The sequence below is a fragment of the Siculibacillus lacustris genome (genome assembly GCF_004328075.1).
In the GTDB taxonomy this organism is placed as follows: Bacteria; Pseudomonadota; Alphaproteobacteria; order Rhizobiales; family Ancalomicrobiaceae; genus Siculibacillus; species Siculibacillus lacustris.
The window spans coordinates 83442-105128 of sequence record NZ_SJFN01000014.1 but is presented as its reverse complement, the minus strand read 5'-3'; the positions used below and the strand labels follow the sequence as shown (position 1 = coordinate 105128).

Below are 21687 nucleotides of genomic sequence, written 5' to 3'. Positions count from 1 at the left end.
CACCGCCGCCGATTTCGCCGCGGCGTGGCCGATCGGCTGCCGAGTATCCTCCTCCGATCCGGCATGATAGGAAGCCGCCCAGGATGTCTCGCAAATTCGGGAAGGGCTCGAATGTCGGCCGCCAACCTGTCCCCGGTCAACGTGGTCTGTATCAAGTGGGGCGACAAGTACCCGGTCGACTACGTCAACCGCCTGTTCCGCGGCGTGTCGCGTCACCTCGCCCGGCCGTTCCGCTTCCTGTGCTTCACCGAACGCCCGGAAGGGCTGGTGCCCGGCATCGAGGTCCATCCCCTGCCGGTCGAGCCCTTCGAGGCGGCGATGGTCGCGGCGATGAACGCGGAGGGGCGCAAGGGCGCGTGGCGCAAGGTGTCGCTGTTCCGCCCGGGCCTCGCCGACATGACCGGGCCGGTGCTCGGCTTCGACATCGACGTGGTGGTGACCGGGCCGCTCGACGACCTCCTCGACTTCGCGCCGGGCAAGGTGGCGATGCGCCGCGAGTGGCGCTATGAGCGGCGCGGCAAGGACGGCGGCCACGGCTCGGTGTTCCTGTTCGATCCCGCCCGGCACGCCTATCTCTACGACGAATTCGCCGCCGATCCGGAAGGGTCGGTCGCCCGTCACAAGGGCTCCGAGCAGTACTACACGTCGATGACCGCGCTGCGCCACGGCGACCTCGCCTATTGGCCGGGTCCCTGGATCGCCTCGTTCAAGCGCGACGCGATGCGCTGGCCGCCGGTCAATCTGGTGCTCGAGCCCAAGTTGCCCGAGGACGCGCGCGTGGTGTGTTTCCACGGCACGCCGAAGATGGAGGAGGCGGTCGAGGGCTGGCGCGGCTCGCTGTGGCGCTCGACACGGGCCTCGACCTGGCTGCGCGATCTGTGGATCGGCGAGGACGGCGCGAAGGTCGAGGAGCGTGAGCCGTGACCCGCCTGCGGATCCTGGTCCTGCTGATCGACAAGACCGGCCATCGCCATCAGGCCGAGGGCGTGGCCCATGTGCTGGCCCGCGCCACCCCGGCGGAGAGCGTGCCGCTCGAAGTCCGTCCGCGGCGCTGGGCGCCGCCGTTCCTGCGCAACCGGACGGTGGCGGCGGCGCGGTGGTTCGGGATCCCGCGCGTGCTGAAGGCGGTCTACGGCATCGATCCCGACGCGCTCGCGCCGCCCGACGTGATCGTCGGATCGGGACGGCCGGCGGTGCCGGTCGGCATCCTGCTCGGCCGCCACTTCGGCGTGCCCCACGTCTATTCCGGCCTCGCCGACGGGATGCGGCTGGCGTCCGCGATCGATCTGCGGCTGGTCTCGGTCGCCGCCTTCGCCGACGAGGCCAATGCGGTGCTGACCCCGGTGCCGTGTCTGGTCGAACCCGACCGGCTACCGCGGCCGCGGCCGCTGCGCACCCGCGCCGATTTCACCGGGGCGCGGGTGGCCTTGATGCTCGGCGGCGACGCTCATTCCCACCGTTTCGACGACGACGACTGGGCGGGCATCGCCCGACTGATCGGCGAGATGCGGACGGGCTTCGGGGTGCGCTGGATCGTCACCAATTCGCGCCGCACCGCGGCGAGCGCCGGCGACCGCATGGCGGCTTTGGCCCGCGAGGGTTTGATCGAGCGCTTCATCGACGTGCGTCGGCCGGGATCGGGCACGCTCGCCGAGCTGTTCGCCGCGGACGCCATCGTCGTGACCGAGGATTCGGTGTCGATGATGTCGGAGGCGGTGGCGGCGCAGCGGCCGGTGGTGGCGCTCCGGCCGCGCCGGATGGTGCCGACCCTGGTCGACGCGATCGTCGGCGATCTTGAGCGGGGCGGGGCGCTGCGGGTGATGCCGATCGCCGGTCGCAGTGCCGATGATCTCGCCGCGGCGCTGCTCGCGGTGATGCCGATCGCCCTCGACCATCGCGACGCCATCGCCGCGGCGATCCGCGGGCGGCTGCCGGCGCTGTTTTCCGGCCGGGACCCCGCATGAGCACGCCCGCCGATCGCGGCTGGCGCGCCGACATCGACGGTCTGCGCGCCGTCTCGGTGGTGGTGGTGATCCTGTTCCATCTCGGCACCGGCCTGATGCCCGGCGGCTATGTCGGGGTCGATTCGTTCTTCGTGATCTCCGGCTTTCTGATCACCGGGATCATCGCGCGCGAGGCCGACGAGGGACGCTTCTCGTTCCTGCGCTTCTACGAGCGGCGCATCCGGCGGATCTATCCGGCGCTGATCGTGGTGCTGGCGGCGACCTTCGCGGCGGCCTGGGTGATCCAGATGCCGCGCGACTTCCTCGGCTTCTCGCGCACCCTGATCGCCGCGCCGCTGTTCGCCTCGAACTTCATGTTCCTCGGCGCCGACGGCTATTTCGATCCGACCAGCATCACCAAGCCGCTGCTCCACACCTGGTCGCTGGGGGTCGAGGAACAGTTCTACATCGTCCTGCCGTGGCTGATCCTGGGGCTCGGCCGGGTCTCGGCCGCGACGCGGGTCCGGGGCGTGGCGCTGGTCGTCGCGGCGTCGCTCGCCGCCAGCATCGCCTCGGCGGCGGTCGGCTTCGACAAGGCCTATTACCTCCTGCCGATGCGCTTCTGGGAGCTCGGCTTCGGCGCCTTGATCGCGCTCGCCCGGCCGCAGCTCGGCCCGGGCGCCCGCGCGATCGCCAGCGTCGGCGGGCTGGCGCTGTTGATCGGTGGCTGTCTCGGGCTCGATGCGGCGACGCCGTTCCCGGGCTGGGCGGCGCTGCTGCCGGTGGTCGGGGCCTGCGGCATCCTGCTCGGCGAGGGCGGGCCGGCCAATCGGCTGCTCGCCACCTGGCCCTTCGTGTTCGTCGGGCGGATCTCCTATCCGATGTATCTGTGGCACTGGCCGCCGATCGTGTTCACCCTCTACGTCACCGGCCGGCCGATCGATCCGCCGACCGCTGCGGCGCTGTTCGCACTGGTGGTGGTGCTGTCGACGGCGACGCTTCATCTCGTCGAGACGCCGATCCGCTCGCGCCGCTGGTTATCCGCCCGCACCCGGCTGTTCGGCGTGAGTGCGGTGGCGAGCGCAATCCTGGTGGCGCTGGGCATCGTCGCCTTCGCCACCGACGGCTGGCCGTCGCGTTTGTCGCCCGAGGTTCGGCGGCTCGCCGAGGTCGGGTTGGAGCGGACGTTGCTCGAGGACGTCTGTCCGCATCGCCGCCGCGACTGGGCGGCCGATCTGCCGCCCTGCGTGCTCGGCGATGCTTCGGCGCCGCGCTTCGGTTTCGCGATCCTCGGCGATTCCCATGGCCGGGCGATCGCCGGGGCGATCGGCGAACAGGCGGCGCGGCTCGGCATCAAGGGTCTGTGGCTGGGGCGGGTGGCCTGCGCGCCGCTCGCCGGGGTCGAACGGCTCGGCGACGCTTCGCGGCGTTGTGCCGAGCACCTCGACTGGGCGCTCGGGCGCATCCGCGAGGTCGATCCGAAGACGGTGCTGGTGATCGGCCGCTGGGGCTCGCTGGTCGATCGCCGGGCGGCGGCGCAGGAACGCGGCGCGCCGCCGGCCTATGCGGTCGACGGGCGCCCGGTGCCGGCGGCGGAGACCGAAGCGGCGGTGACCGCCGGACTCGGCCGAACGCTCGACGCGCTCGGCGGGCGGCCGGTCGCTCTGCTGCTGTCGATCCCCGAACCGGGTTTCGACGTGCCGACGGTCGGCGCGGCGTCGCATCTGTTCGGCCGCACCCCGCCGGAGGGGCCGAGCGCCGCGGAATGGCGGGCGCGGATGGCGCCGGTCAGGGCGATGCTCGCCCCGGCCTTGGCGCGCCATCCGGAGATCGAGGTCATCGATCCGGCACTGGAGCTGTGCGGCAGCGGCCGTTGCGCCTGGGGCCGCGACGGCGCGGCGCTGTTCGTCGATTCCGATCACCCGAGCCGCGCCGGCTCGCGGGTGATCGCGCCGCTGTTCGCCGATTTCCTGGCGCGCGAGGCGCGCTGAGCCGCCCGTCAATCGGCGGGCGGGCCGAAGGGGACGGTGGTGCGTTCCCAGTCCTCGCGGCGCAGTTCGATCGTCTGACGGATCTCGCGGATCTTGCGCTTCAGCGCGTCGCGCGACGACTTGGTGGCGCCGCGCAGGCGGCCGAGGAGGCCGGAATAGCGCTCGGCGCGGCGCTCGCGGCGATCGGGCTCGATGGCGCTGGCGAGCCGCACCTCTGCGGGGGTGAAGAGCTTGAACTCCTGGATGGCGATCGCCGGGACCATCTGCAGGGTGACCATGTTCGGGTCGATCAGGTGGCGCGGGTTGAACAGCAGCGTGTCGATCGGCACGTCGATCCCTCGCGGATCGAGCGCGGCGAGGCGGACGGCGAGCCGGGCCGAGACGATGTAGGCGCCGCCGCCGAGGTGCTTGGCGAGCAGGCGCTTCAGGTCGTGGCCGTCGACCGTGGCGGCGGCGACGCGGGCGAGGCAGGTGACGGTCGAGAAGGTCTCGAGCTTGACCAGATCGACCCCCGCCGGGATCCAGTCGGCGTCACGCAGGAAGCGCGCCGCGTCGGCGGAGAAATGCAGATCGTCCTCGAAGATCGCGCCCCACGGTTCGCCCGATTCGGCGATCCGCCGGCAGGCCGCGAGATGCGAGGCGAGGCAGCCATAGGTGCCGGGACCGAGGCGCGGGTGGGGGCCGGAACGCGCCACCAGATCGCTGCCGAGCAGGCCGTCGACCCGTTCGAAGGGCAGGCCGAGCCGGGCGAAGGCGCGCGCCATGTGGGCGAGGCGGTCCGGGGCGGCGGCGAGATTGACGACCAGGCACAGCAAGGGCGGGTCTCCGTCTTCCGGCACGTCCACTCGCACCGCAGGCCGGCGGCCCGCGCCGCGGCGCGCGCTCAGCGGGGGGCGGTGCGCGTCCCGAAGGGGACCAGTTCCATGAACATGGCGACGGTGGCATAGCGGCCGGCGAGGCGGACGAAGCGCATCCGCATCTTCAGCCAGTCGCGGAAGCCCTTGGTGGCCATGCGCAGGCGACCGATCGGGCCGGCGTATTTCTTCTGCTGGCGCGGATCGGGACGCCAGCCGAATTCCTTGGTGAAGGTGCCGATGTCCGAGGGCATCTGCCGTTCGGCCTCCGGCAGCAGCACCATCTCCTGGACGGCGATGGCCGGGCGCAGCTGGTAGACCTTGGCGGCGGGGTTCGGCCAGCAGCGCGGCGAGAACAGGAGCTCGTCGATCTTGTGGCGCGCGGTCATCGGGTCGAGATCGCGCGCGAAGTCGGCGGCGAAGTCGCGGGCGACGATGTAGGCGGCCGAGCCGGTGTGCTTGTGCAGGAACTCGTGGGTGGTGTGGCCGGCATGCGTGCTGGCGGGGCGCCGGCGGAAATAGCCCATGGTGGCGTAGGTCTCGAGCTTCACCAGATCGGCGCCGGGCGGGATCCAGTCGGTGTCGCCGAGGAAGGCGGCGGCATCGTCGGAGAGCAGCACGTCGTCCTCGAAGATCGCCACATAGGGGTCGTCGCCGGCACCGATGCGGCGCAAGAGGTCGAGGTGGGAATAGCTGCAGGCGATGTGGCCGATGGCGTTGCGCGGCAGATGGATGCCGCGGGCCTCGAGGGCTCGCCAGTCGACCGCCTCGAAGCGCTCGAAGGTCAGGCCGAAGCGCCCGAACTCGCGCTCCATGTGGGCGAGGCGATCGGGGCGGGCGGCGAGATTGATGACGTAGCGCTTCATGGCGGGAAGTCTCGAGAGAAGGTCGCATCGAACCGGAGGCCGTCCGGGGCCGCGCGGGCGGTCCGGGCCCCGCGGCGGCTCGCCCTCGTCGGATCGCCCGGGCTCGCGCCAGCGGACGAATCCAGAGAGGGCGGCCCGGATCTCGCGCGGCGGGCGCCGCTCGAGCCCGAGCTTCGCGTCAGCCGAAGCGGACGCCCTTCACTTCGTAGGAGCGGGCGCCGCCCGGGGCCATCACCTCGACGGTGTCGCCGATGGTCTTGCCGATCAGAGCGCGGGCGATCGGCGAGGAGATCGAGATCCGGCCCTTCTTCGGCTCGGCCTCCATGTCGCCGACGATCTGGTACATCTTCTCTTCTTCGGTGTCCTCGTCGATCAGAGTGACCGTCGCGCCGAACTTGATCTTGGTGCCGGAGAGCTTGGACACGTCGATGATCTCGGCCCGGCCGAGCTTGTCCTCGAGCTCGGCGATGCGCCCCTCGTTGTGGCTCTGGGCTTCCTTGGCGGAATGATATTCGGCGTTTTCCGACAGGTCGCCGTGGGCGCGCGCTTCGGATATCGCCTGAATGATGCGGGGGCGCTCGACCTGCTGACGCATCTTCAGCTCGACCTCGAGAGCGGCATGGCCCCCCGCCGTCATCGGAATCTTCTCCATGGGATTCTGACTTTCTCTTTTCTTATCTGCTCGCAGAAAAAGAAAGCGCGAGCCCCTTGCGGGGCCCGCCTCTCGAAATACCGGAGGCAAATTATACGCGTGACGCGGCCTGCCTTCAAGCTTCGCGCGCCTCAGCGGGTCGGATGCGAGTTTTCCCCACGTTCGGAACGAGCGCAAGAGGAACTTGGATCCGCACTGTGCCGCAGGGCTTACCTCGCGTCGCAGACGAAAGCGCCGCCGTGCGGGGGCGCACGGCGGCGGATTCGATGGACGGGCGACGGGCCGATCAGGCGGCGTCGTCGGTGAAATAGGATTGCAGCGGGCGCACCTGGAGGTCGCCGGCGGCATAGGCGACGATCGCCTCGCCGGCGGCGATCGCCCCGGCCAGCGTGGTGTAGTAGGGTACCTTGTGCAGCAGCGCGGCGCGGCGCAGCGAGCGGCTGTCGGCGAGCGCCTGGGCGCCCTCGGTGGTGTTGACCACCAGCTGCACGCCGCCGTTCTTGATGGCGTCGACGATGTGCGGGCGGCCTTCCAGGACCTTGTTGATCTTGGTCGCCGGAACGCCCTGCTCCTCGAGGTAGCGCTGGGTGCCGGAGGTGGCGATCACCTTGAAGCCGATGTCGACCAGCGCCCGGATCGACGGCAGGATGCGGATCTTGTCGTCGTCGCGCACCGAGATGAACAGCGTGCCGGAGGTCGGCACCCTCGTGCCCGAGCCGAGCTGCGACTTGGCGAAGGCGATGGCATAGTCGGTGTCGAGGCCCATGACCTCGCCGGTCGACTTCATCTCCGGGCCGAGCACGGTGTCGACCCCGGGGAAGCGGGCGAAGGGGAACACCGCCTCCTTCACCGCGATGTGCTTCAGGTTCTTCTTCTGCAACCCGAAGGAGGCGAGGCTCTCGCCGGCCATGATCCGGGCGGCGATCTTGGCGACCGGCTCGCCGATCGTCTTGGCGACGAAGGGCACGGTGCGTGAGGCGCGCGGATTGACCTCGAGGATGAACACCACGTCGTTCTGGACGGCGTATTGGACGTTCATCAGCCCGCCGACGTCGAGCGCCAGGGCGAGCGCCTTGGTCTGGCGTTCGATCTCGGCGACCACCTCGGGCTTGAGGCTGTGGGTCGGCAGCGAACAGGCCGAGTCGCCGGAGTGGATGCCGGCTTCCTCGATGTGTTCCATGATGCCGGCGATGTAGACGTCCTTGCCGTCGCACAGCGCGTCGACGTCGACTTCGATGGCGCCGGCGAGATAGCGGTCGAACAGCAAGGGCGACTTGCCGAGCACCATGTTGATCTGGCCGGTCTTGTCGTTGGGGTAGCGCGCCTTGACGTCGGCCGGGACCATGCCCGGCAGCGTGCCGTGCAGATAGGAATCGAGGCCGGCGTCTTCGCGGACGATCGCCATGGCGCGGCCGCCGAGCACGTAGGACGGCCGCACGACCAGCGGGAAGCCGAGCTTCTCGGCGACCAGGCGGGCCTGTTCGATCGAGTAGGCGATGCCGTTCTGGGGCTGGCGCAGGCCGAGCTTGTCGAGCAGGCGCTTGAAGCGGTCACGGTCCTCGGCGAGGTCGATGGCGTCGGGCGAGGTGCCGAGGATCGGGATCCCGGCGCGTTCCAGCGCATCGGCGAGCTTCAGCGGGGTCTGGCCGCCGAACTGGACGATCACGCCCTTGAGCGTGCCGTTCTGCTTTTCGGTCTCCAGGATCTCGAGCACGTCTTCGGCGGTCAGCGGTTCGAAATACAGCCGGTCGGAGGTGTCGTAGTCGGTCGACACGGTCTCCGGGTTGCAGTTGACCATGATCGTCTCGTAGCCGGCGTCGGACAGCGCGAAGGCGGCGTGACAGCAGCAGTAGTCGAACTCGATGCCCTGGCCGATGCGGTTGGGGCCGCCGCCGAGGATGACCACCTTGGTCGCCGCGGTGGGCCGGGCCTCGTCGGCGGGGGCGCCGGCGAAGGGAACCTCGTAGGTCGAGTACATGTAGGCGGTCGGCGCGGCGAATTCGGCGGCGCAGGTGTCGATGCGCTTGTAGACCGGGCGGACGCCGAGCCGGACGCGCAGCGCCTTGACCTCGGCCTCTTCGAGACCGGCGAGTTCGGCCAGACGCGCGTCGGAGAAGCCCATGGCCTTGAGGCCGCGCAAGGATCCGGCGGTGCCGGGCAGGCCGTGGGTGCGGACCTTGGCCTCGGCGTCGACGATCGCCTGGATCTGCTCGATGTACCAGAGGTCGATCTTGCACGAGGCGTGGATCTGGTCGTGGGTCACGCCGTAGCGCAGCGCCTGGGCGACGTAGCGCAGGCGGTCGGGGGTCGGCGTGCCGAGGGCGGCGCGGATGGCGTTCTTGTCGTCGCCCTGGCCGAGGCCGGGGATCTCGATCTCGTTGAGGCCGGAGAGACCGGTCTCGAGGCCGCGCAGCGCCTTCTGCAGGCTCTCCGCGAAGGTCCGGCCGATCGCCATGACCTCGCCCACCGACTTCATGGCGGTGGTCAGGGTCGGTTCGGCGCCGGGGAACTTCTCGAAGGCGAAGCGCGGGATCTTGGTGACGACGTAGTCGATGGTCGGCTCGAAGGACGCCGGCGTGGCGCCGCCGGTGATGTCGTTGGCCAGTTCGTCGAGGGTGTAGCCGACGGCCAGCCGCGCCGCGACCTTGGCGATCGGGAAGCCGGTGGCCTTCGACGCCAGCGCCGAGGAGCGCGAGACGCGCGGGTTCATCTCGATGACGATCATCCGGCCGGTCGCCGGATCGACCGCGAACTGGACGTTGGAACCGCCGGTCTCGACGCCGATCTCGCGCAGCACCGCCAGCGAGGCGTCGCGCATGATCTGGAATTCCTTGTCGGTCAGGGTCAGCGCCGGCGCGATGGTGATCGAATCGCCGGTGTGCACACCCATCGGATCGATGTTCTCGATCGAGCAGACGATGATGCAGTTGTCCGCTTTGTCGCGGACGACTTCCATTTCGTATTCCTTCCAGCCGAGCACCGATTCTTCGATCAGCACTTCGGTGGTCGGCGAGGCGTCGAGGCCGCGCTCGACGATGTCGAGGAATTCGTCGCGGTTGTAGGCGATGCCGCCGCCGGTGCCGCCCATGGTGAAGGACGGGCGGATGATCGCCGGCAGGCCGATGACGTCGAGGGCTTCCATCGCCTCGACCAGGCCGCGGGAGATGTAACGGCGCTTGCGCCCCTCCTCGCCCTTGGCCCAGGTGTGTTCGAACTCGCGCAGGGCCTTGTCGCGCTCGGCCGGCGTCGGCGCGGTCGCGCGGATGCGGGCGATCTCGGCGTCGTGGGTGAGCTTGTCGGCGTGTTTCAACTGGCCGGCGTCGGCGAAACGCGCCATCGGCGTCTCCAGACCGATCTTGGTCATGGCGGCGCGGAAGCGTTCGCGATCCTCGGCCTTGTCGATGGCGTCGGCGGTGGCGCCGATCATCTCGACGCCGAATTCTTCGAGCACGCCCATCTTGCGCAGCGACAGGGCGCAGTTCAGCGCCGTCTGGCCGCCCATGGTGGGCAGCAGCGCGAAGCCCTTGGAACGGTCGCCGCGTTCCTTTTCGATGATCTTGGCGACGACCTCGGGGGTGATCGGCTCGATATAGGTCGCGTCGGCCAGTTCCGGGTCGGTCATGATCGTCGCCGGATTGGAATTCACCAGGACGATCCGGTAGCCCTCGGCCTTCAGCGCCTTGCAGGCCTGAGTTCCCGAATAATCGAATTCGCAGGCCTGACCGATGACGATCGGGCCGGCGCCGATGATGAGGATGCTCTCGATGTCGGTGCGCTTGGGCATGCGTGCTCGCAAACATGCCGGCGCGGTCGCCGATCGCAGCGGACCACACCGGTTCGTTCCAGGAGATAGTCGGAAGTACGTCCAGACCGGCGCGGTTTATACGGGAAAAGGCGGCGGCGGGGAAGGGGCGGCGGGTTTTCCACCTGCGATCGGCGCGGCGAGGTGATGGCGGAGAGGAGGCTGCATTAGAGGAATGTTTATGCTTCGGCGGATAAAATAGACCCAACGGAATGCAAGTAAAAACCCCGACATCACGCCGAGAGCCACCGTCCATGCCCAACCTTCATTCGATTTCCGCCAAGATCGCGCTGATCGTGGTCCTCGCCGTGGCCTCGATCGCCGGTGGTGGTGCCCTCGCCTATCGCTCCTTGTCCACGGCGCTCTATACGCAGAAGGAAGCCGAGCTGCGCCACGAAGTGCAGACGGTGATGACCATCATCGACGGCTTCCGGGCGCGCGCCGCCAAGGGCGAGATGACCGACGCGGCGGCACAGGAGGCCGCCAAGGCGGCGATTCGGCCGGTGCGGTTCGGGGAAGATCTCAACTACTTCTTCGCCTACGACTTCTCCGGCAACAACATCATGCTGCCGGTGAAGCCCGAGCTCGAAGGCAAGAACCTGATCGAGATGAAGGACACCTCCGGGCGTCCGATCGTTCGCGACATGATCGACATCGCCAAGCGGGGCGGCGGCCTCTACACCTACGAGTGGGTCAAACCGGGCGACAAGGATCCGAGCGTCAAGCTCGCCTATGCCGACAAGGTCGACAATTGGAACTGGATGGTCGGCACCGGCTTCCACATCTCCGACATCGAAGCCTCGCTCGCCCGCAGCTCGCGCGACCTGATGATCGGCACCGCGGCGGTCCTGGTGCTGATCGCCCTGGTCGCGGCGGTGGTCACCCGTGGCATCGCCAAGCCGCTCGGCGGGCTGACCCATTCGATGAACCGCCTGCGCGACGGCGATCTCGACGCCGAGATCGAAGGCGCGCTGCGCCGCGACGAGATCGGGGTGATCGCCCGGTCGGTGGCGCTGTTCCGCGATCTCCAGCGGACCCGTCTGCACGAAGAGGCCGAGGCCGAGCAGGCCCGCCATCTCGACGCCGAACGGCGTCGCCGCGAAGTGCTCGCCGGCATCGCCGCCGACTTCGACGGCACGGTGAAGAAGACCGCGATCGGCATCGAGGCGACGGCCGTCGGCTTCGAATCGGTGGCCGAAGGCCTGACCGCGGTGTCGCACCACACCCGCGCCCAGGCCGAAGCCAGCGCCGAAGCCGGACGCACGGCGCGCGAGAACGTCCAGGCGGTGTCGAGTGCCGCGGAAGAACTCTCGGCGTCGATCGCCGAGATCGTCGGTCAGGTCGATCATGCCGCCGAACTCACCGGTGGTGCGGTGCGCGAGACGGCGCGGGCGACGGAAGTCATCCGCAGTCTCGACGCTGCGTCCGCCGAGATCGGCAAGGTCGTCGCGCTGATCCAGGAGATCGCCGACCAGACCAATCTGTTGGCGCTCAACGCGACCATCGAGGCGGCGCGGGCCGGCGACGCGGGCCGCGGCTTCGCGGTGGTGGCCGCCGAGGTCAAGGCGCTGGCCGGGCAGACCTCCAAGGCGACCGCCGAGATCTCGGCGCGGATCGGGGTGATCCAGACGGCGACCCGCGAAGCGGTGGCGGCGACCGGCACGGTGGAGCAGAGCATCGAGCGGGTCAGCGTGATCTCGACTTCGATCGCCGGCACCCTCGACCAGCAGAACGCCGCGGTGTCGGAGATCTCGCGGGCGATCGCCGGCACGCTTGCCGCGGTCGGCGGGCTCGCCGCCGAGATGGAAGGCTTGAAGCGCAACGCCGCTTCGACCGACGAGAAGTCGCAGGACGTCGCCCAGTCGGCGCGGCGGATGCGCGGCGACACCGACCTGCTCAAGGCCCAGGTCGACCGGCTGATGAACGAACTGAAGGTCGCCTGAGGCGATCCGACGACGATCCGATCGAACCGACGGCGGCGCGAGGGGAACCTCGAGCCGCCGTCGGCGCTTGCCCCCGAGGCGGCCGCACGACGTCTTCCGTGTGGCTGCCTCGGCGCGGTATAAGAGCGCGGTTCGGGCGCGCGACGTCCGGCGGCGGCGAAGGGGCACGGCGATGCGTTGGGACGGCCATCGGGAGAGCGGCAACATCGAGGATCGTCGCGACGAGGGTGGCGACGGCGGCGACGGGGGCCCGGGCGGCGGCTTCGGCGGCGGCGGTTTCGGCGGTCTGCCGATCAACCTCGGCGGCGGCGGCATCGGCACGATCGTCATCATGCTGATCGTCGCCTGGGTGCTGGGCATCAATCCGCTGACGCTCTTGTCGGGGATGCCGGTCGGCCCCGGCCAGCCGCGGATGGCCCAAGGCCCGTCGCACGGGAGCGCGCCGCGCAGCCCGGCGCGCACCGACCAGTTGACGCGCTTCGTGGCGGTGGTCCTCGGCGACACCGAAGATCGCTGGGCCGAGATCCTGCCGGCCCAGGCGGGTGAACTGGTGCCCAAGGCGGCCGGCATGCGCTACCGCGAGCCGACTCTGGTGATGTTCACGGGGTCGACGCGGTCGGGCTGCGGTCAGGCCGATCGCTCCTCCGGGCCGTTCTATTGCCCGGCCGACGGCAAGGTCTACATCGACCTCGCCTTCTACGACGAGCTCAAGACGCGCTTCAAGGCGCCGGGCGACTTCGCCCAGGCCTATGTCATCGCCCACGAGATCGGTCACCGGGTGCAGGATCTGATCGGCATCCTGCCGGCCTTCAATCAGGCGCGCGCCAAGATGAGCGAACGCGAGCAGAACCGCGCCTCGGTCAAGGTCGAGCTGCAGGCCGACTGTTTCGCCGGAGTGTGGGCGCACGAGGCGCAGAAGGAACGCGACTTCATCGAGCCGGGCGACATCGAGCAGGCACTCAATGCCGCCAGCCGGATCGGCGACGATTCGATCCAGAAGTCCACGCGCGGCTACGTCGTGCCCGACAGCTTCACCCACGGCTCGTCGGAACAGCGGGTGCGGTGGTTCAAGATCGGCTTCGAGAGCGGTCGCATGAAGTCCTGCGACACGTTCAAGGCGCCCAACCTGTGAGTGGCGGCGCAGGATCCGGTCGCGGCGCGCAGAGGACTCGTCGCGTCGACATGACCTTGGGTCAAGCATCGACCTGTCAGACGAGTTAACGGATATTTCTCGAATGGCAGACTAGGCTCTCTCCCAAAGATCACATGATTGGGAGTGGGTCCGTTGAATCTCTTATCCGGCGTGCGGCTGACCAGTATCCGTTGGAAGTTGTTGGCTTCGGTCATTACCGTTCTGATGCTGACGGCCGCCGCCGTGGGACTCGCGGGGTACTTGCAACAGAAGTCGCTCAGCGAAACGGCGATCGAAGGGGCCCTGACCCAGCGCTACGAGGCGGTGGTCGCGACGATCGGCGAACGCGGGGCGCGGGCGCTGGCCGCGAGCTCCATCGTCGCCAACGATCCGCGGGTGGCCAAGGCCTTCGTGACCAAGGACCGCGCCGGGCTGATCGAGGCGATGAAGGGGGTCTTCGCGAACGCCCGGGAGCGGCTGCGTCTCAGCACGATGAGCTTCCAGAACCTCGACGGCACCAATTTCGCCCGGGTCCATCTGCCGGCCAACTTCGGCGACGACGTGACGGCCCGCCGCCTGATGGTCCGCGACGTGATCGATTCCGGCCAGCCGCGGGTCGGCATCGAACCCGGTCTCGACAACCTCTCGATCTTCGCCTCCGTGCCGGTGCTCGCCGACGGCAAGCTGGTCGGCATCGCCGACGTCGGTTCGGCCTTCGACGCGAACTCGCTGGCCGATCTGAAACAGATCATCCACGTCGATCTGGCGGTGCATGTGGTCACCCCCGGAAAGCTGCAGACGATCGCTTCGACCTTCCCGGAAAAGAGCCTGCTCGACATCGGCACCCACACCGGGGCGATGACCCAGGTGTCGCAGTTGGTGATGACCGAGCTCGCGGGACGCCCCGTGGCGGTGGCCGCCGGGCCGCTCAAGAACTATTCCGGCAAGGTGATCGGCACGATCGAGATCGCCATGGACGCCACGACCTTCGTCGAGGCCCACAATACCGCGGTGCGGACGCTGCTGATCGTCCTCCTGGGCGTGGCGATCCTCGGGGTGGTGACGGCGCTGGCGCTGGCCAAGCACCTCGGCACGCCGATCCGGGCCCTCGACGTGTCGATGGACGAGTTGGCTGCCGGCCGCTACGACGGGGCGATCGCTTCGCTCGAGCGTCGCGACGAGATCGGCGAGATGGCGCGGTCGCTCGAGAAGCTGCGCATCGCCCTGGCCGAGGCCGCCGAGATGCGCGCCGCCCAGGAGCGCGGGCGGACCGAAGAGGCGACGCGTCTGCGGGTGCGCAACGAGGCGGCGCAGCACTTCGCCCTCCAGATGGCGGAGATCTCCAACAGCTTCGTCGAGTCCTCCAACGACGTGCAGGTCGCCGCCCAGAGCCTGTCGGCGACCGCGGAAGAGACGGCGCGCCAGACCCAGACGGTGGCCGGTGCGGCGGAAGAAGCCTCGGCCAACGTGCGCACGGTCGCCTCCGCGGCGGAAGCGATGAACGCCGCGGTGCACGACATCTCGACCAAGGTCGGGCAGGCGGCGCGGATCGCCAATCAGGCGGCCGAAGAGGCCGGGGCGACCAAGTCCAACATCGACGAGCTGTCGCAGTCGGCGGAAGCGATCGGTCAGGTCGTCGAGCTGATCAATTCGATCGCGGCGCAGACCAACCTGTTGGCGCTCAACGCGACGATCGAAGCGGCCCGGGCCGGCGACGCCGGCAAGGGCTTCGCGGTGGTCGCGGCGGAAGTGAAGCAGCTCGCCAATCAGACCACCAAGGCGACCGAGGTGATCGGCGCCAAGATCGGCGAGATCCAATCGGCGACCGAGCGGACCGTCGGATCGATCGGCACCATCGCCGCGACGGTCGAGCAGATCCGCGCGATCTCCGATCAGGTGGCCTCGGCGGTCGAGGCGCAAGGGTCGGCGTCGCGCGAGATCGCCGGCAACACGCTGCGGGCCGCGCAGGGTACCGAGATGGTGACCGACAACATCGCCGGGGTGGGTCAGGCCGCGGAGATGACCGGCGCCGCCTCGACCCAGCTGATGGATCTCTCCAACAGCCTGACCGCGCGGGCGGGCAAGCTCAAGGACGAGGTCGCCACCTTCGTCGCGACCCTCGGGGCGGCGTGATCGACGTTCGACCGGCGGCGGGCTTCGTGCCGGCCGCCGCTCTGCGGGGCTTCAGCCCCGCTCGGGCAGCGCCGGCTGACCCTTGCGCGCCCGAATCAGGTTCATGAAGCGGGTGAACAGGTAGTGGCTGTCGCGGGGGCCGGGCGAGGCCTCGGGGTGGTACTGCACCGAGAACACCGGCTTGCCCTCGACGGCGATGCCGCAGTTGGTGCCGTCGAACAGCGACACGTGGGTCTCGACGACGCCGGCCGGCAAGGTGTCGCGGTCGACCGCGAAGCCGTGGTTCATCGAGGTGATCTCGACCTTGTCGGTGGTGAAGTCCTTGACCGGGTGATTGGCGCCGTGATGGCCCTGATGCATCTTCAGGGTCTTGGCGCCGAGCGCCAGACCGAGCATCTGGTGGCCGAGGCAGATGCCGAAGGTCGGCAGGCCGGCATCGATCACCGCGCGGATGGTCGGCACGGCATATTTGCCGGTCTCGGCCGGGTCGCCGGGGCCGTTCGACAGGAACACGCCGTCGGGCGCGAGCGCGAACACCTCCTCGGCGGTGGCGGTGGCCGGCAGCACGGTGACGCGGGCGCCGGCGTCGGCGAGCAGCCGCAGGATGTTGCGCTTGACCCCGAAATCGATGGCGACGACGTGGGCGGTCTCGGCGCCGCGGTGCCCGTAGCCCTCGGGCCAGGCCCAGGTGGTCTCGTCCCAGGTGAAGGACTGGCCGCAGGTGACCATCGGCACCAGATCCATGCCCTCGAGGCCCGGCCAGGCCGCGGCTTCGGCCTTCAGCCGGTCGAGATCGAAGACGCCGTCGGGGGCGTGGGCGACCACCGCGTTGGGCATGCCCTTCTCGCGGATCAGCGCGGTCAGCGCCCGGGTGTCGATGCCCGACAGGCCGACGATGCCGCGGGCCTTCAGCCAGGCGTCGAGATTGCGGGCGGCGCGCCAGTTCGACGGCTCGGTGATCGACGCCTTGAGGATGCAGCCGCGCACCCCGGAGCTCGAGGCCATGTTGACGGTCTCGATGTCCTCGTCGTTGACGCCGATGTTGCCGACGTGGGGGAAGGTGAAGGTGATGATCTGTCCGGCGTAGGACGGATCGCTCAGGATCTCCTGGTAGCCGGTGATGGCGGTGTTGAAACACACCTCGCCGACCGCCTCGCCGACGGCGCCGAAGCCGACGCCCTCGATGACGGTTCCGTCGGCCAGGACCAGCACGGCGGTCGGCTTCGGCTCGGCCCAGGCGTCGCTCGCCGGAACGGTGCCGGCTCCGATGGTCTCGGTCATGTCTTCGTCCCGCCGGGGGTCGGCTCTTCGAGGGAGCCACGCGGATCGCCCGGGATCGATCCACCGATCTCCGGGCACACGACGTCCGACCCCGCGAAGGTCGTCGTCCGCTCATCGCCCGGGGTATATCGGGAAGGCCCCGGCGCGGTCAACACGGGCGCCGCGCTCGGCAGCCCCCTCGCTCCGGCGCGCTCGCGCGGGCGTCGCGTCGCCGACGGGCAAGGTGTAGACATCGAGCCTCGAACGACGACGAGGCGACCGTGCCCGGGGCAGGTCGGTGAAATGGAGGGTGTGATGCGCGACGAACTGAACGCGGCGGTGAAAGTGGCGATGAAGGCGGGCGAAAAGGCCCGCCTGTCGACGCTCCGGATGATCGGCGCGGCGATCAAGGACAAGGACATCGCCGGGCGGACCGGCGGCGCCGAGCACATTTCGGACGCCGAGATTGCCGAGTTGCTCGCCAAGCTGGTCAAGAGCCGCGAGGATTCGGCGCGGCTCTACGACGAGGGCGGGCGCCCGGAACTGGCGGCGAAGGAGCGCGAGGAGATCGCGGTGATCCGCGAATTCATGCCGCGCCAGATGGACGAGGCGGAAGCCGCGGCGGCGATCGCCGCGCTGGTCGGCGAACTCGGGGCGGCCGGCCCGAAGGACATGGGGCGGGTGATGGCGGCGCTCAAGGAGCGCTTCGCCGGACGCATGGACTTCGGAAAGGCCAGCGGTCTGGTCAAGGCGGCGCTGACCGCCTGAACGCCGCGCCGCGACGGGGCGCGCCCGCGATCATGCCCCGAACGGCGCCGACCGGTGCGACGGGAGGCGATTCGCCCGTCGCGACGCCGGTCTCGGCGAGCGCCCGTTCCGGTGGGTCGGCGGAGCTCACTGCAACGCAGTAGTTGCGGCGTCGGCGCGCACGGTCGGCAATACGTCCAAGTTTACGCTAGGTAATAAATAGATATACCTATGTGAGATCCTGCAAGTCCCATGCCTCATCGTGCAATCTTACGTAAATATTCGAATGCGACATCTTTTCAAAGCTGCCGTTGTGTGAAATCCTTCTCTTTACAACGTTCGACACGTAAGGCTTTCGTTTGCCGGCCAGTGTGGCATCCCGTGAGACCGAGCGCGGGGAGGACTGTAAACCCCCCGCCTCTGGGGTCTAGCGGCAGGAGAGCTGGCTACAGATGTCGGGCCGAACATCCGAACGAACCTTCTTGGGCTTCCGCCTGCGCACTCCGAGGCTCTATCTCTTGTTCGGTGCGGCGTTCGGCGGCAGCTTCGTCGTGTTGGGGGTGATGATCTCGCTCGCCGAGCGCGGACTGCCGGTCACCGCGCTGACCACCGAGGCGATGTTCGTCGGCAACCCGCTCCTGTGGATCATCGCTCTGTCGCCGCTGGTGCAGGGGGCGTCCTTTTATCTGGTGGGTCGGTCGCGGGCGTCGCTCGAGGACGAACTCGCCGCCCGCCGCGCGGCGGAAGCCGAGATGCGCCACCGCGCCTTCCACGACGACCTCACCGGCCTGCCCAACCGCGCCTTCCTGTTCGACGTGCTCGACGGCGGAACGGCCTGCGCCGGCGTGCTGATGATGTTCGACCTCGACAAGTTCAAGAACGTCAACGACACGCTCGGCCACGTGGTCGGCGACGCCCTGCTGAAGGAGATCGCCGGCGAATTGCGGCGGGTGTTCGAATGGCGCGGGTGGTTGCTGCATCGGCTCGGCGGCGACGAATTCGCGATGATCGTGCCGCCCGACACGCTGACCCCCGACAGCGAACCGGCCTCCGAAGTCGGGGCGCTGTTCGAACGGCCGTTCATGGTCGGCGATGCGGCGATTCAGATCGGCGTCAGCGTCGGCGTCTGCCGAATCACCGAAGATCTGTCGTCGCGTGAACTGTTGCGGCGGGCCGACGTGGCGCTCTATGTCGCCAAGGCTCGCACCGGCAACAGCTGGGTGCGGTTCGACGACGAGATGGACGCCGCGATGCGACGGCGCTCCGATCTCGAGCGCGATCTGGCGCGGGCGCTCGAGGCCGGCGAATTCGTCCTGCACTATCAGCCGATCTACGACATCGCCAGCGAGCGGGCGGTCGGCTGCGAGGCGCTGATCCGTTGGCGGTCGCCGTCGCGGGGGCTGGTGACGCCGATCGAGTTCATCGACATCGCCGAGGAGACCGGGCTGATCGTCGACATCGGCCGCTGGGTGCTGAACGAGGCCTGCGGCGTGGCGGCGGGGTGGCCGCGTTCGGTCGGGGTGGCGGTCAACGTCTCGCCGGTGCAGTTCCGCAACTGGGCGTTCCTGTCCGACCTCGGGCGGGCCCTGTCGGCTTCGGGGCTCGCGGCGGAACGGCTGACCCTGGAGATCACCGAGAGCCTGCTGATCGACGACATCGAGGAGACGGTGCGGATGCTCGAGCGGATCCGCGCTCTCGGCATCAAGGTGTCGCTCGACGACTTCGGCACCGGTTATTCCAACCTCGGCTATCTCCAGCGCATCCCGGTCGACCGAATCAAGGTCGATGCCTCCTTCGTCCGGCGGATGCTGGAGAACGAGGCCGACGCCCAGATCGTCGCGGCGGTGGTGCGGCTCAGCCGCGGCATCGGCAAGCGGGTGACCATCGAGGGCATCGAGCGGGTCGAGCAGCTCGAGCACGTGCGCGCCCTCGGCGCCGACGAGGCCCAGGGCTTCCTGTTCTCGCCCGGCGTGCCGGCCGACGAGCTCGCCGCGCTGCTCGCCCCCCGTGCCGGGTCGCGCCCGAGCTCAGCCTGAGGCGGACGGTCATTCGGCGACGTCGGAGTCCGGCGGAGTCCGCGCGCGGGCATGGGTCATGTAGGCGCGCAGCACGGCGTTGATGCGTTTCTGGTAGCCGGGCCCGGCCTCGCGAAAGAAGGCGAGGATGTCGTCGTCGAGGTGGACACCGGCGTCTCGCGCGTCGCATCGCGCCGCGTCCTCCCCTATACTCCCCCTCCATGAAGGTTCCTCCGCACATCCTCGACGAGATCCGCGCACGGCTTCCGGTTTCGGAAGTGGTGGGGCGGCGCGTCAAATTGCGGCGCCAGGGGCGCGAGTTCGCCGGGCTGTCGCCGTTCAACCCCGAGAAGACCCCGTCGTTCTTCGTCAACGATCAGAAGGGCTTCTACCACTGCTTCTCGTCGGGCAAGCACGGCGACCAGTTCCGCTTCCTGATGGAGACCGAAGGCCTGACCTTCCCGGAAGCGGTCGAGCGGCTGGCCGCCGAGACCGGGGTGACGCTGCCGCGCCCGGATGCCCGCGAGGAAGCGCGCGAGCGCCAGCGGGCGAGTCTCGCCGACGTGGTCGAGATGGCGGCGCGGTTCTATGAGGATACGCTGAAGATGTCGGCCGGCGCCGCGGCGCGGGCCTATGTCGAGCGGCGACGGCTCGAGCCGCGCACCGTCAAGGAATTCCGCATCGGTTGCGCGCCGGCCGAGCGCGACGGCCTGAAGCGCCATCTCCTGGGCAAGGGGGTCGACGAAGCGGCGATGATCGACGCCGGCCTGATCATCCAGCCGGAGGACGGGCGACCGTCCTATGATCGCTTCCGCAACCGCCTGATGATCCCGATCCAGGACGACAAGGGCCGGGTGATCGCCTTCGGCGGCCGGGCGATGGCCCCGGACGATCAGCCGAAGTACCTGAATTCGCCCGAGACCGAGCTGTTCCACAAGGGTCTCGGCCTGTTCAACGGCCATCGTGCCAAGGCCGCGGCCTATGACCAGGGCACGGTGGTGGTGGTCGAGGGCTATCTCGACGCCATCGCGGTGTGGCAGGCGGGAATGGCCGGGGTGGTGGCGACGCTCGGCACCGCCTTCACCGAGGAGCAGATCCAGCGGATGTGGCGCTTCGCCGCCGAGCCGCTGGTGTGTTTCGACGGCGACAAGGCCGGCATCAAGGCGGCGCATCGCTCGCTCGACCGCATCCTGCCGCATCTGAAGAGCGGCTTCTCGTTCAACTTCGTGTTCCTGCCCGACGGCAAGGACCCGGACGAACTGATTCAGCTCGGCGGGCGCGCCGCCTTCGAGCGCGAGATCGCCCGCGCCGTGCCGCTCGCCGACGTGCTGTGGGACCGCGAGACCCGCGAGGCGCCGATCGACACGCCCGAGCGCAAGGCGGCGCTGGAGAAGCGGCTCGACGATCTGGTCCGCGAGATCCGCGACGGCCGCGTCCAGCGCGCCTATCAGCTGCGCTACCGACTGCGGCTCTCCAATCTGTTCTGGACCTCGGAACGGCGCGGGCGCGACGCCGCCTTCACCGCCGGCCGCGGCAACGGCGCCTTCGGCCAGACCGCATTCGGGCAGGGCAAGGGCAACGGCCGCGACCGCCCCGAAGTCGGATCGATGCAGGTGCCGCCGATGCCCGGCGGCGATCTGGTCGGGCTCGAGCGGGTGGTGCTCGGCTTGTGCGTCGAGTTCCCCGACCTGTTCGAGGCGGCGGCCGAGCGAATCGTCGGCCTCGACTTCGCGCTGGACCAGCACGAGGCCTTCAAGCGCGAGCTCTACCGCATGGCGACCGAGGTCGCCGACCTCTCGGTGTCGTCCTTCTACGAGGGCATCGACCCGCGCTTCTTCTTTCTCCTCAAGGAGCTGCACGGCGAGGAGGTGGTCGATGCGAGCGGCCGGGTGATCGAGCAGCGCGGCGATCGGCTGCGCGAGCGCTTCCAGGTCTTGAAATTCCACCCCCCCGAGACCTATGTGGAGACCTGCTTCTGGCACTTCCTCGACCGCATCGAGCTGCGCCAGATGGAACGCGAGCTGAAGGCCGACGGCGAGATGGTCGGCACCGAGATCGACCAGCGGACCTGGGAGCGGGTGCTCGAACTGACCAAGGACATCGCCCGGCGCAAAGAGGAATTCGCCCGGCGGGAGCAGGAGTTGGCCGAGGAGGCCAAGGAGATCCGGGCCGTCCACGGGCCGGCGGCGACCGGCGGAATCGCGGTCGGCGGCATCCCGACCAAGGGCTGAGGGGCCGATCCGAGGCGCGGGGTCAACCGCATGATTCGCACGTCTCGGCGAATCATGCGACGAATCACCCTTGCGAAAACCGATTCGCTCGTTAAATAACCACGCTCCGGAACCCTTC

General features: G+C 69.1%; 15 protein-coding genes. 9 read left to right on the top strand and 6 right to left on the bottom strand.

From position 1 onward, the window contains the following. Nucleotides 1-111: 111 nt before the first annotated feature. Genes EYW49_RS11190 through EYW49_RS11180 form a run of 3 tightly spaced genes read left to right on the top strand, consistent with a single transcriptional unit; the run spans nt 112 to nt 3934 of the window. Complete coding sequence (locus tag EYW49_RS11190; protein WP_131309613.1) at nt 112-924, top strand: glycosyl transferase; 813 nt, start codon at nt 112-114, stop codon at nt 922-924. Then, on the top strand, nt 921-1964 hold the full coding sequence (locus EYW49_RS11185; RefSeq protein ID WP_131309611.1) for an ELM1/GtrOC1 family putative glycosyltransferase: 1044 nt from the start codon (nt 921-923) through the stop codon (nt 1962-1964). The genes EYW49_RS11190 and EYW49_RS11185 overlap by 4 nt, the downstream gene beginning before the upstream one ends. Continuing rightward, nucleotides 1961-3934, top strand: coding sequence for an acyltransferase family protein (locus tag EYW49_RS11180; protein WP_131309609.1), 1974 nt, complete (start codon nt 1961-1963; stop codon nt 3932-3934). The genes EYW49_RS11185 and EYW49_RS11180 overlap by 4 nt, the downstream gene beginning before the upstream one ends. A gap of 8 nt (nt 3935-3942) precedes the next feature. Here EYW49_RS11180 and EYW49_RS11175 read toward each other — a convergent pair whose 3' ends face one another. The 4 genes from EYW49_RS11175 to carB form a co-directional block, all read right to left on the bottom strand. Beyond that, nucleotides 3943-4749 carry a glycosyltransferase family 25 protein gene (locus tag EYW49_RS11175; RefSeq protein WP_131309607.1) on the bottom strand — a complete coding sequence of 269 codons (807 nt, stop codon included), beginning with the start codon at nt 4747-4749 and terminating at the stop codon, nt 3943-3945. Nucleotides 4750-4817: 68 nt separating this feature from the next. Then, on the bottom strand, nt 4818-5654 hold the full coding sequence (locus tag EYW49_RS11170; RefSeq protein WP_131309605.1) for a glycosyltransferase family 25 protein: 837 nt from the start codon (nt 5652-5654) through the stop codon (nt 4818-4820). A gap of 178 nt (nt 5655-5832) precedes the next feature. After that, the gene (gene greA / locus EYW49_RS11165) at nt 5833-6306 is read right to left on the bottom strand and encodes a transcription elongation factor GreA (protein WP_131309603.1); all 474 of its coding nucleotides are present in this window, start codon (nt 6304-6306) and stop codon (nt 5833-5835) included. A 286-nt stretch (nt 6307-6592) separates the two neighbouring features. After that, nucleotides 6593-10090: a carbamoyl-phosphate synthase large subunit gene (carB, locus tag EYW49_RS11160; RefSeq protein ID WP_131309601.1), complete on the bottom strand. Its 3498-nt coding sequence runs from the start codon at nt 10088-10090 to the stop codon at nt 6593-6595. A gap of 272 nt (nt 10091-10362) precedes the next feature. Here carB and EYW49_RS11155 point away from each other — a divergent pair, with 272 nt between their 5' ends. The 3 genes from EYW49_RS11155 to EYW49_RS11145 all read left to right on the top strand — a co-directional run bounded on the left by EYW49_RS11155 (nt 10363) and on the right by EYW49_RS11145 (nt 15316). Beyond that, the gene (locus EYW49_RS11155) at nt 10363-12051 is read left to right on the top strand and encodes a methyl-accepting chemotaxis protein (RefSeq protein ID WP_165498211.1); all 1689 of its coding nucleotides are present in this window, start codon (nt 10363-10365) and stop codon (nt 12049-12051) included. Between the two features lie 172 nt (nt 12052-12223). Beyond that, on the top strand, nt 12224-13183 hold the full coding sequence (gene ypfJ / locus EYW49_RS11150) for a KPN_02809 family neutral zinc metallopeptidase (protein ID WP_131309597.1): 960 nt from the start codon (nt 12224-12226) through the stop codon (nt 13181-13183). A 261-nt stretch (nt 13184-13444) separates the two neighbouring features. Then, nucleotides 13445-15316, top strand: a complete 1872-nt coding sequence (locus EYW49_RS11145; protein ID WP_165498210.1) for a methyl-accepting chemotaxis protein — start codon at nt 13445-13447, stop codon at nt 15314-15316. A gap of 51 nt (nt 15317-15367) precedes the next feature. Here EYW49_RS11145 and carA read toward each other — a convergent pair whose 3' ends face one another. Further along, nucleotides 15368-16597: a glutamine-hydrolyzing carbamoyl-phosphate synthase small subunit gene (carA, locus tag EYW49_RS11140; RefSeq protein ID WP_131309593.1), complete on the bottom strand. Its 1230-nt coding sequence runs from the start codon at nt 16595-16597 to the stop codon at nt 15368-15370. A 291-nt stretch (nt 16598-16888) separates the two neighbouring features. On the opposite strand from carA, the gene EYW49_RS11135 reads away from it, so the two are divergent. Together EYW49_RS11135 and EYW49_RS11130 are read left to right on the top strand one after the other, a co-directional pair. Then, nucleotides 16889-17344, top strand: a complete 456-nt coding sequence (locus tag EYW49_RS11135) for a GatB/YqeY domain-containing protein (protein WP_131309654.1) — start codon at nt 16889-16891, stop codon at nt 17342-17344. A 431-nt stretch (nt 17345-17775) separates the two neighbouring features. Beyond that, nucleotides 17776-19359, top strand: coding sequence for a putative bifunctional diguanylate cyclase/phosphodiesterase (locus tag EYW49_RS11130; RefSeq protein ID WP_131309591.1), 1584 nt, complete (start codon nt 17776-17778; stop codon nt 19357-19359). A gap of 9 nt (nt 19360-19368) precedes the next feature. Here the strand turns inward: EYW49_RS11130 and EYW49_RS23725 are convergent, their stop codons facing one another. Next, on the bottom strand, nt 19369-19599 hold the full coding sequence (locus tag EYW49_RS23725) for a BrnA antitoxin family protein (protein WP_131309589.1): 231 nt from the start codon (nt 19597-19599) through the stop codon (nt 19369-19371). Here EYW49_RS23725 and dnaG point away from each other — a divergent pair. Further along, the gene (dnaG, locus tag EYW49_RS11120) at nt 19560-21569 is read left to right on the top strand and encodes a DNA primase (protein WP_131309587.1); all 2010 of its coding nucleotides are present in this window, start codon (nt 19560-19562) and stop codon (nt 21567-21569) included. The genes EYW49_RS23725 and dnaG overlap by 40 nt on opposite strands. The last annotated feature ends 118 nt before the right edge of the window (nt 21570-21687 follow it).

Bases quoted from the DNA above. Each gene is read 5' to 3' on its own strand.
- EYW49_RS11190 (WP_131309613.1), top strand. From the start codon at position 112: ATGTCGGCCGCCAACCTGTCCCCGGTCAACGTGGTCTGTATCAAGTGG.
- EYW49_RS11180 (WP_131309609.1), top strand. From the start codon at position 1,961: ATGAGCACGCCCGCCGATCGCGGCTGGCGCGCCGACATCGACGGTCTG.
- EYW49_RS11170 (WP_131309605.1), bottom strand. From the start codon at position 5,654: ATGAAGCGCTACGTCATCAATCTCGCCGCCCGCCCCGATCGCCTCGCC.
- greA (WP_131309603.1), bottom strand. From the start codon at position 6,306: ATGGAGAAGATTCCGATGACGGCGGGGGGCCATGCCGCTCTCGAGGTC.
- carB (WP_131309601.1), bottom strand. From the start codon at position 10,090: ATGCCCAAGCGCACCGACATCGAGAGCATCCTCATCATCGGCGCCGGC.
- EYW49_RS11155 (WP_165498211.1), top strand. From the start codon at position 10,363: ATGCCCAACCTTCATTCGATTTCCGCCAAGATCGCGCTGATCGTGGTC.
- ypfJ (WP_131309597.1), top strand. From the start codon at position 12,224: ATGCGTTGGGACGGCCATCGGGAGAGCGGCAACATCGAGGATCGTCGC.
- carA (WP_131309593.1), bottom strand. From the start codon at position 16,597: ATGACCGAGACCATCGGAGCCGGCACCGTTCCGGCGAGCGACGCCTGG.
- EYW49_RS11130 (WP_131309591.1), top strand. From the start codon at position 17,776: ATGTCGGGCCGAACATCCGAACGAACCTTCTTGGGCTTCCGCCTGCGC.
- dnaG (WP_131309587.1), top strand. From the start codon at position 19,560: ATGAAGGTTCCTCCGCACATCCTCGACGAGATCCGCGCACGGCTTCCG.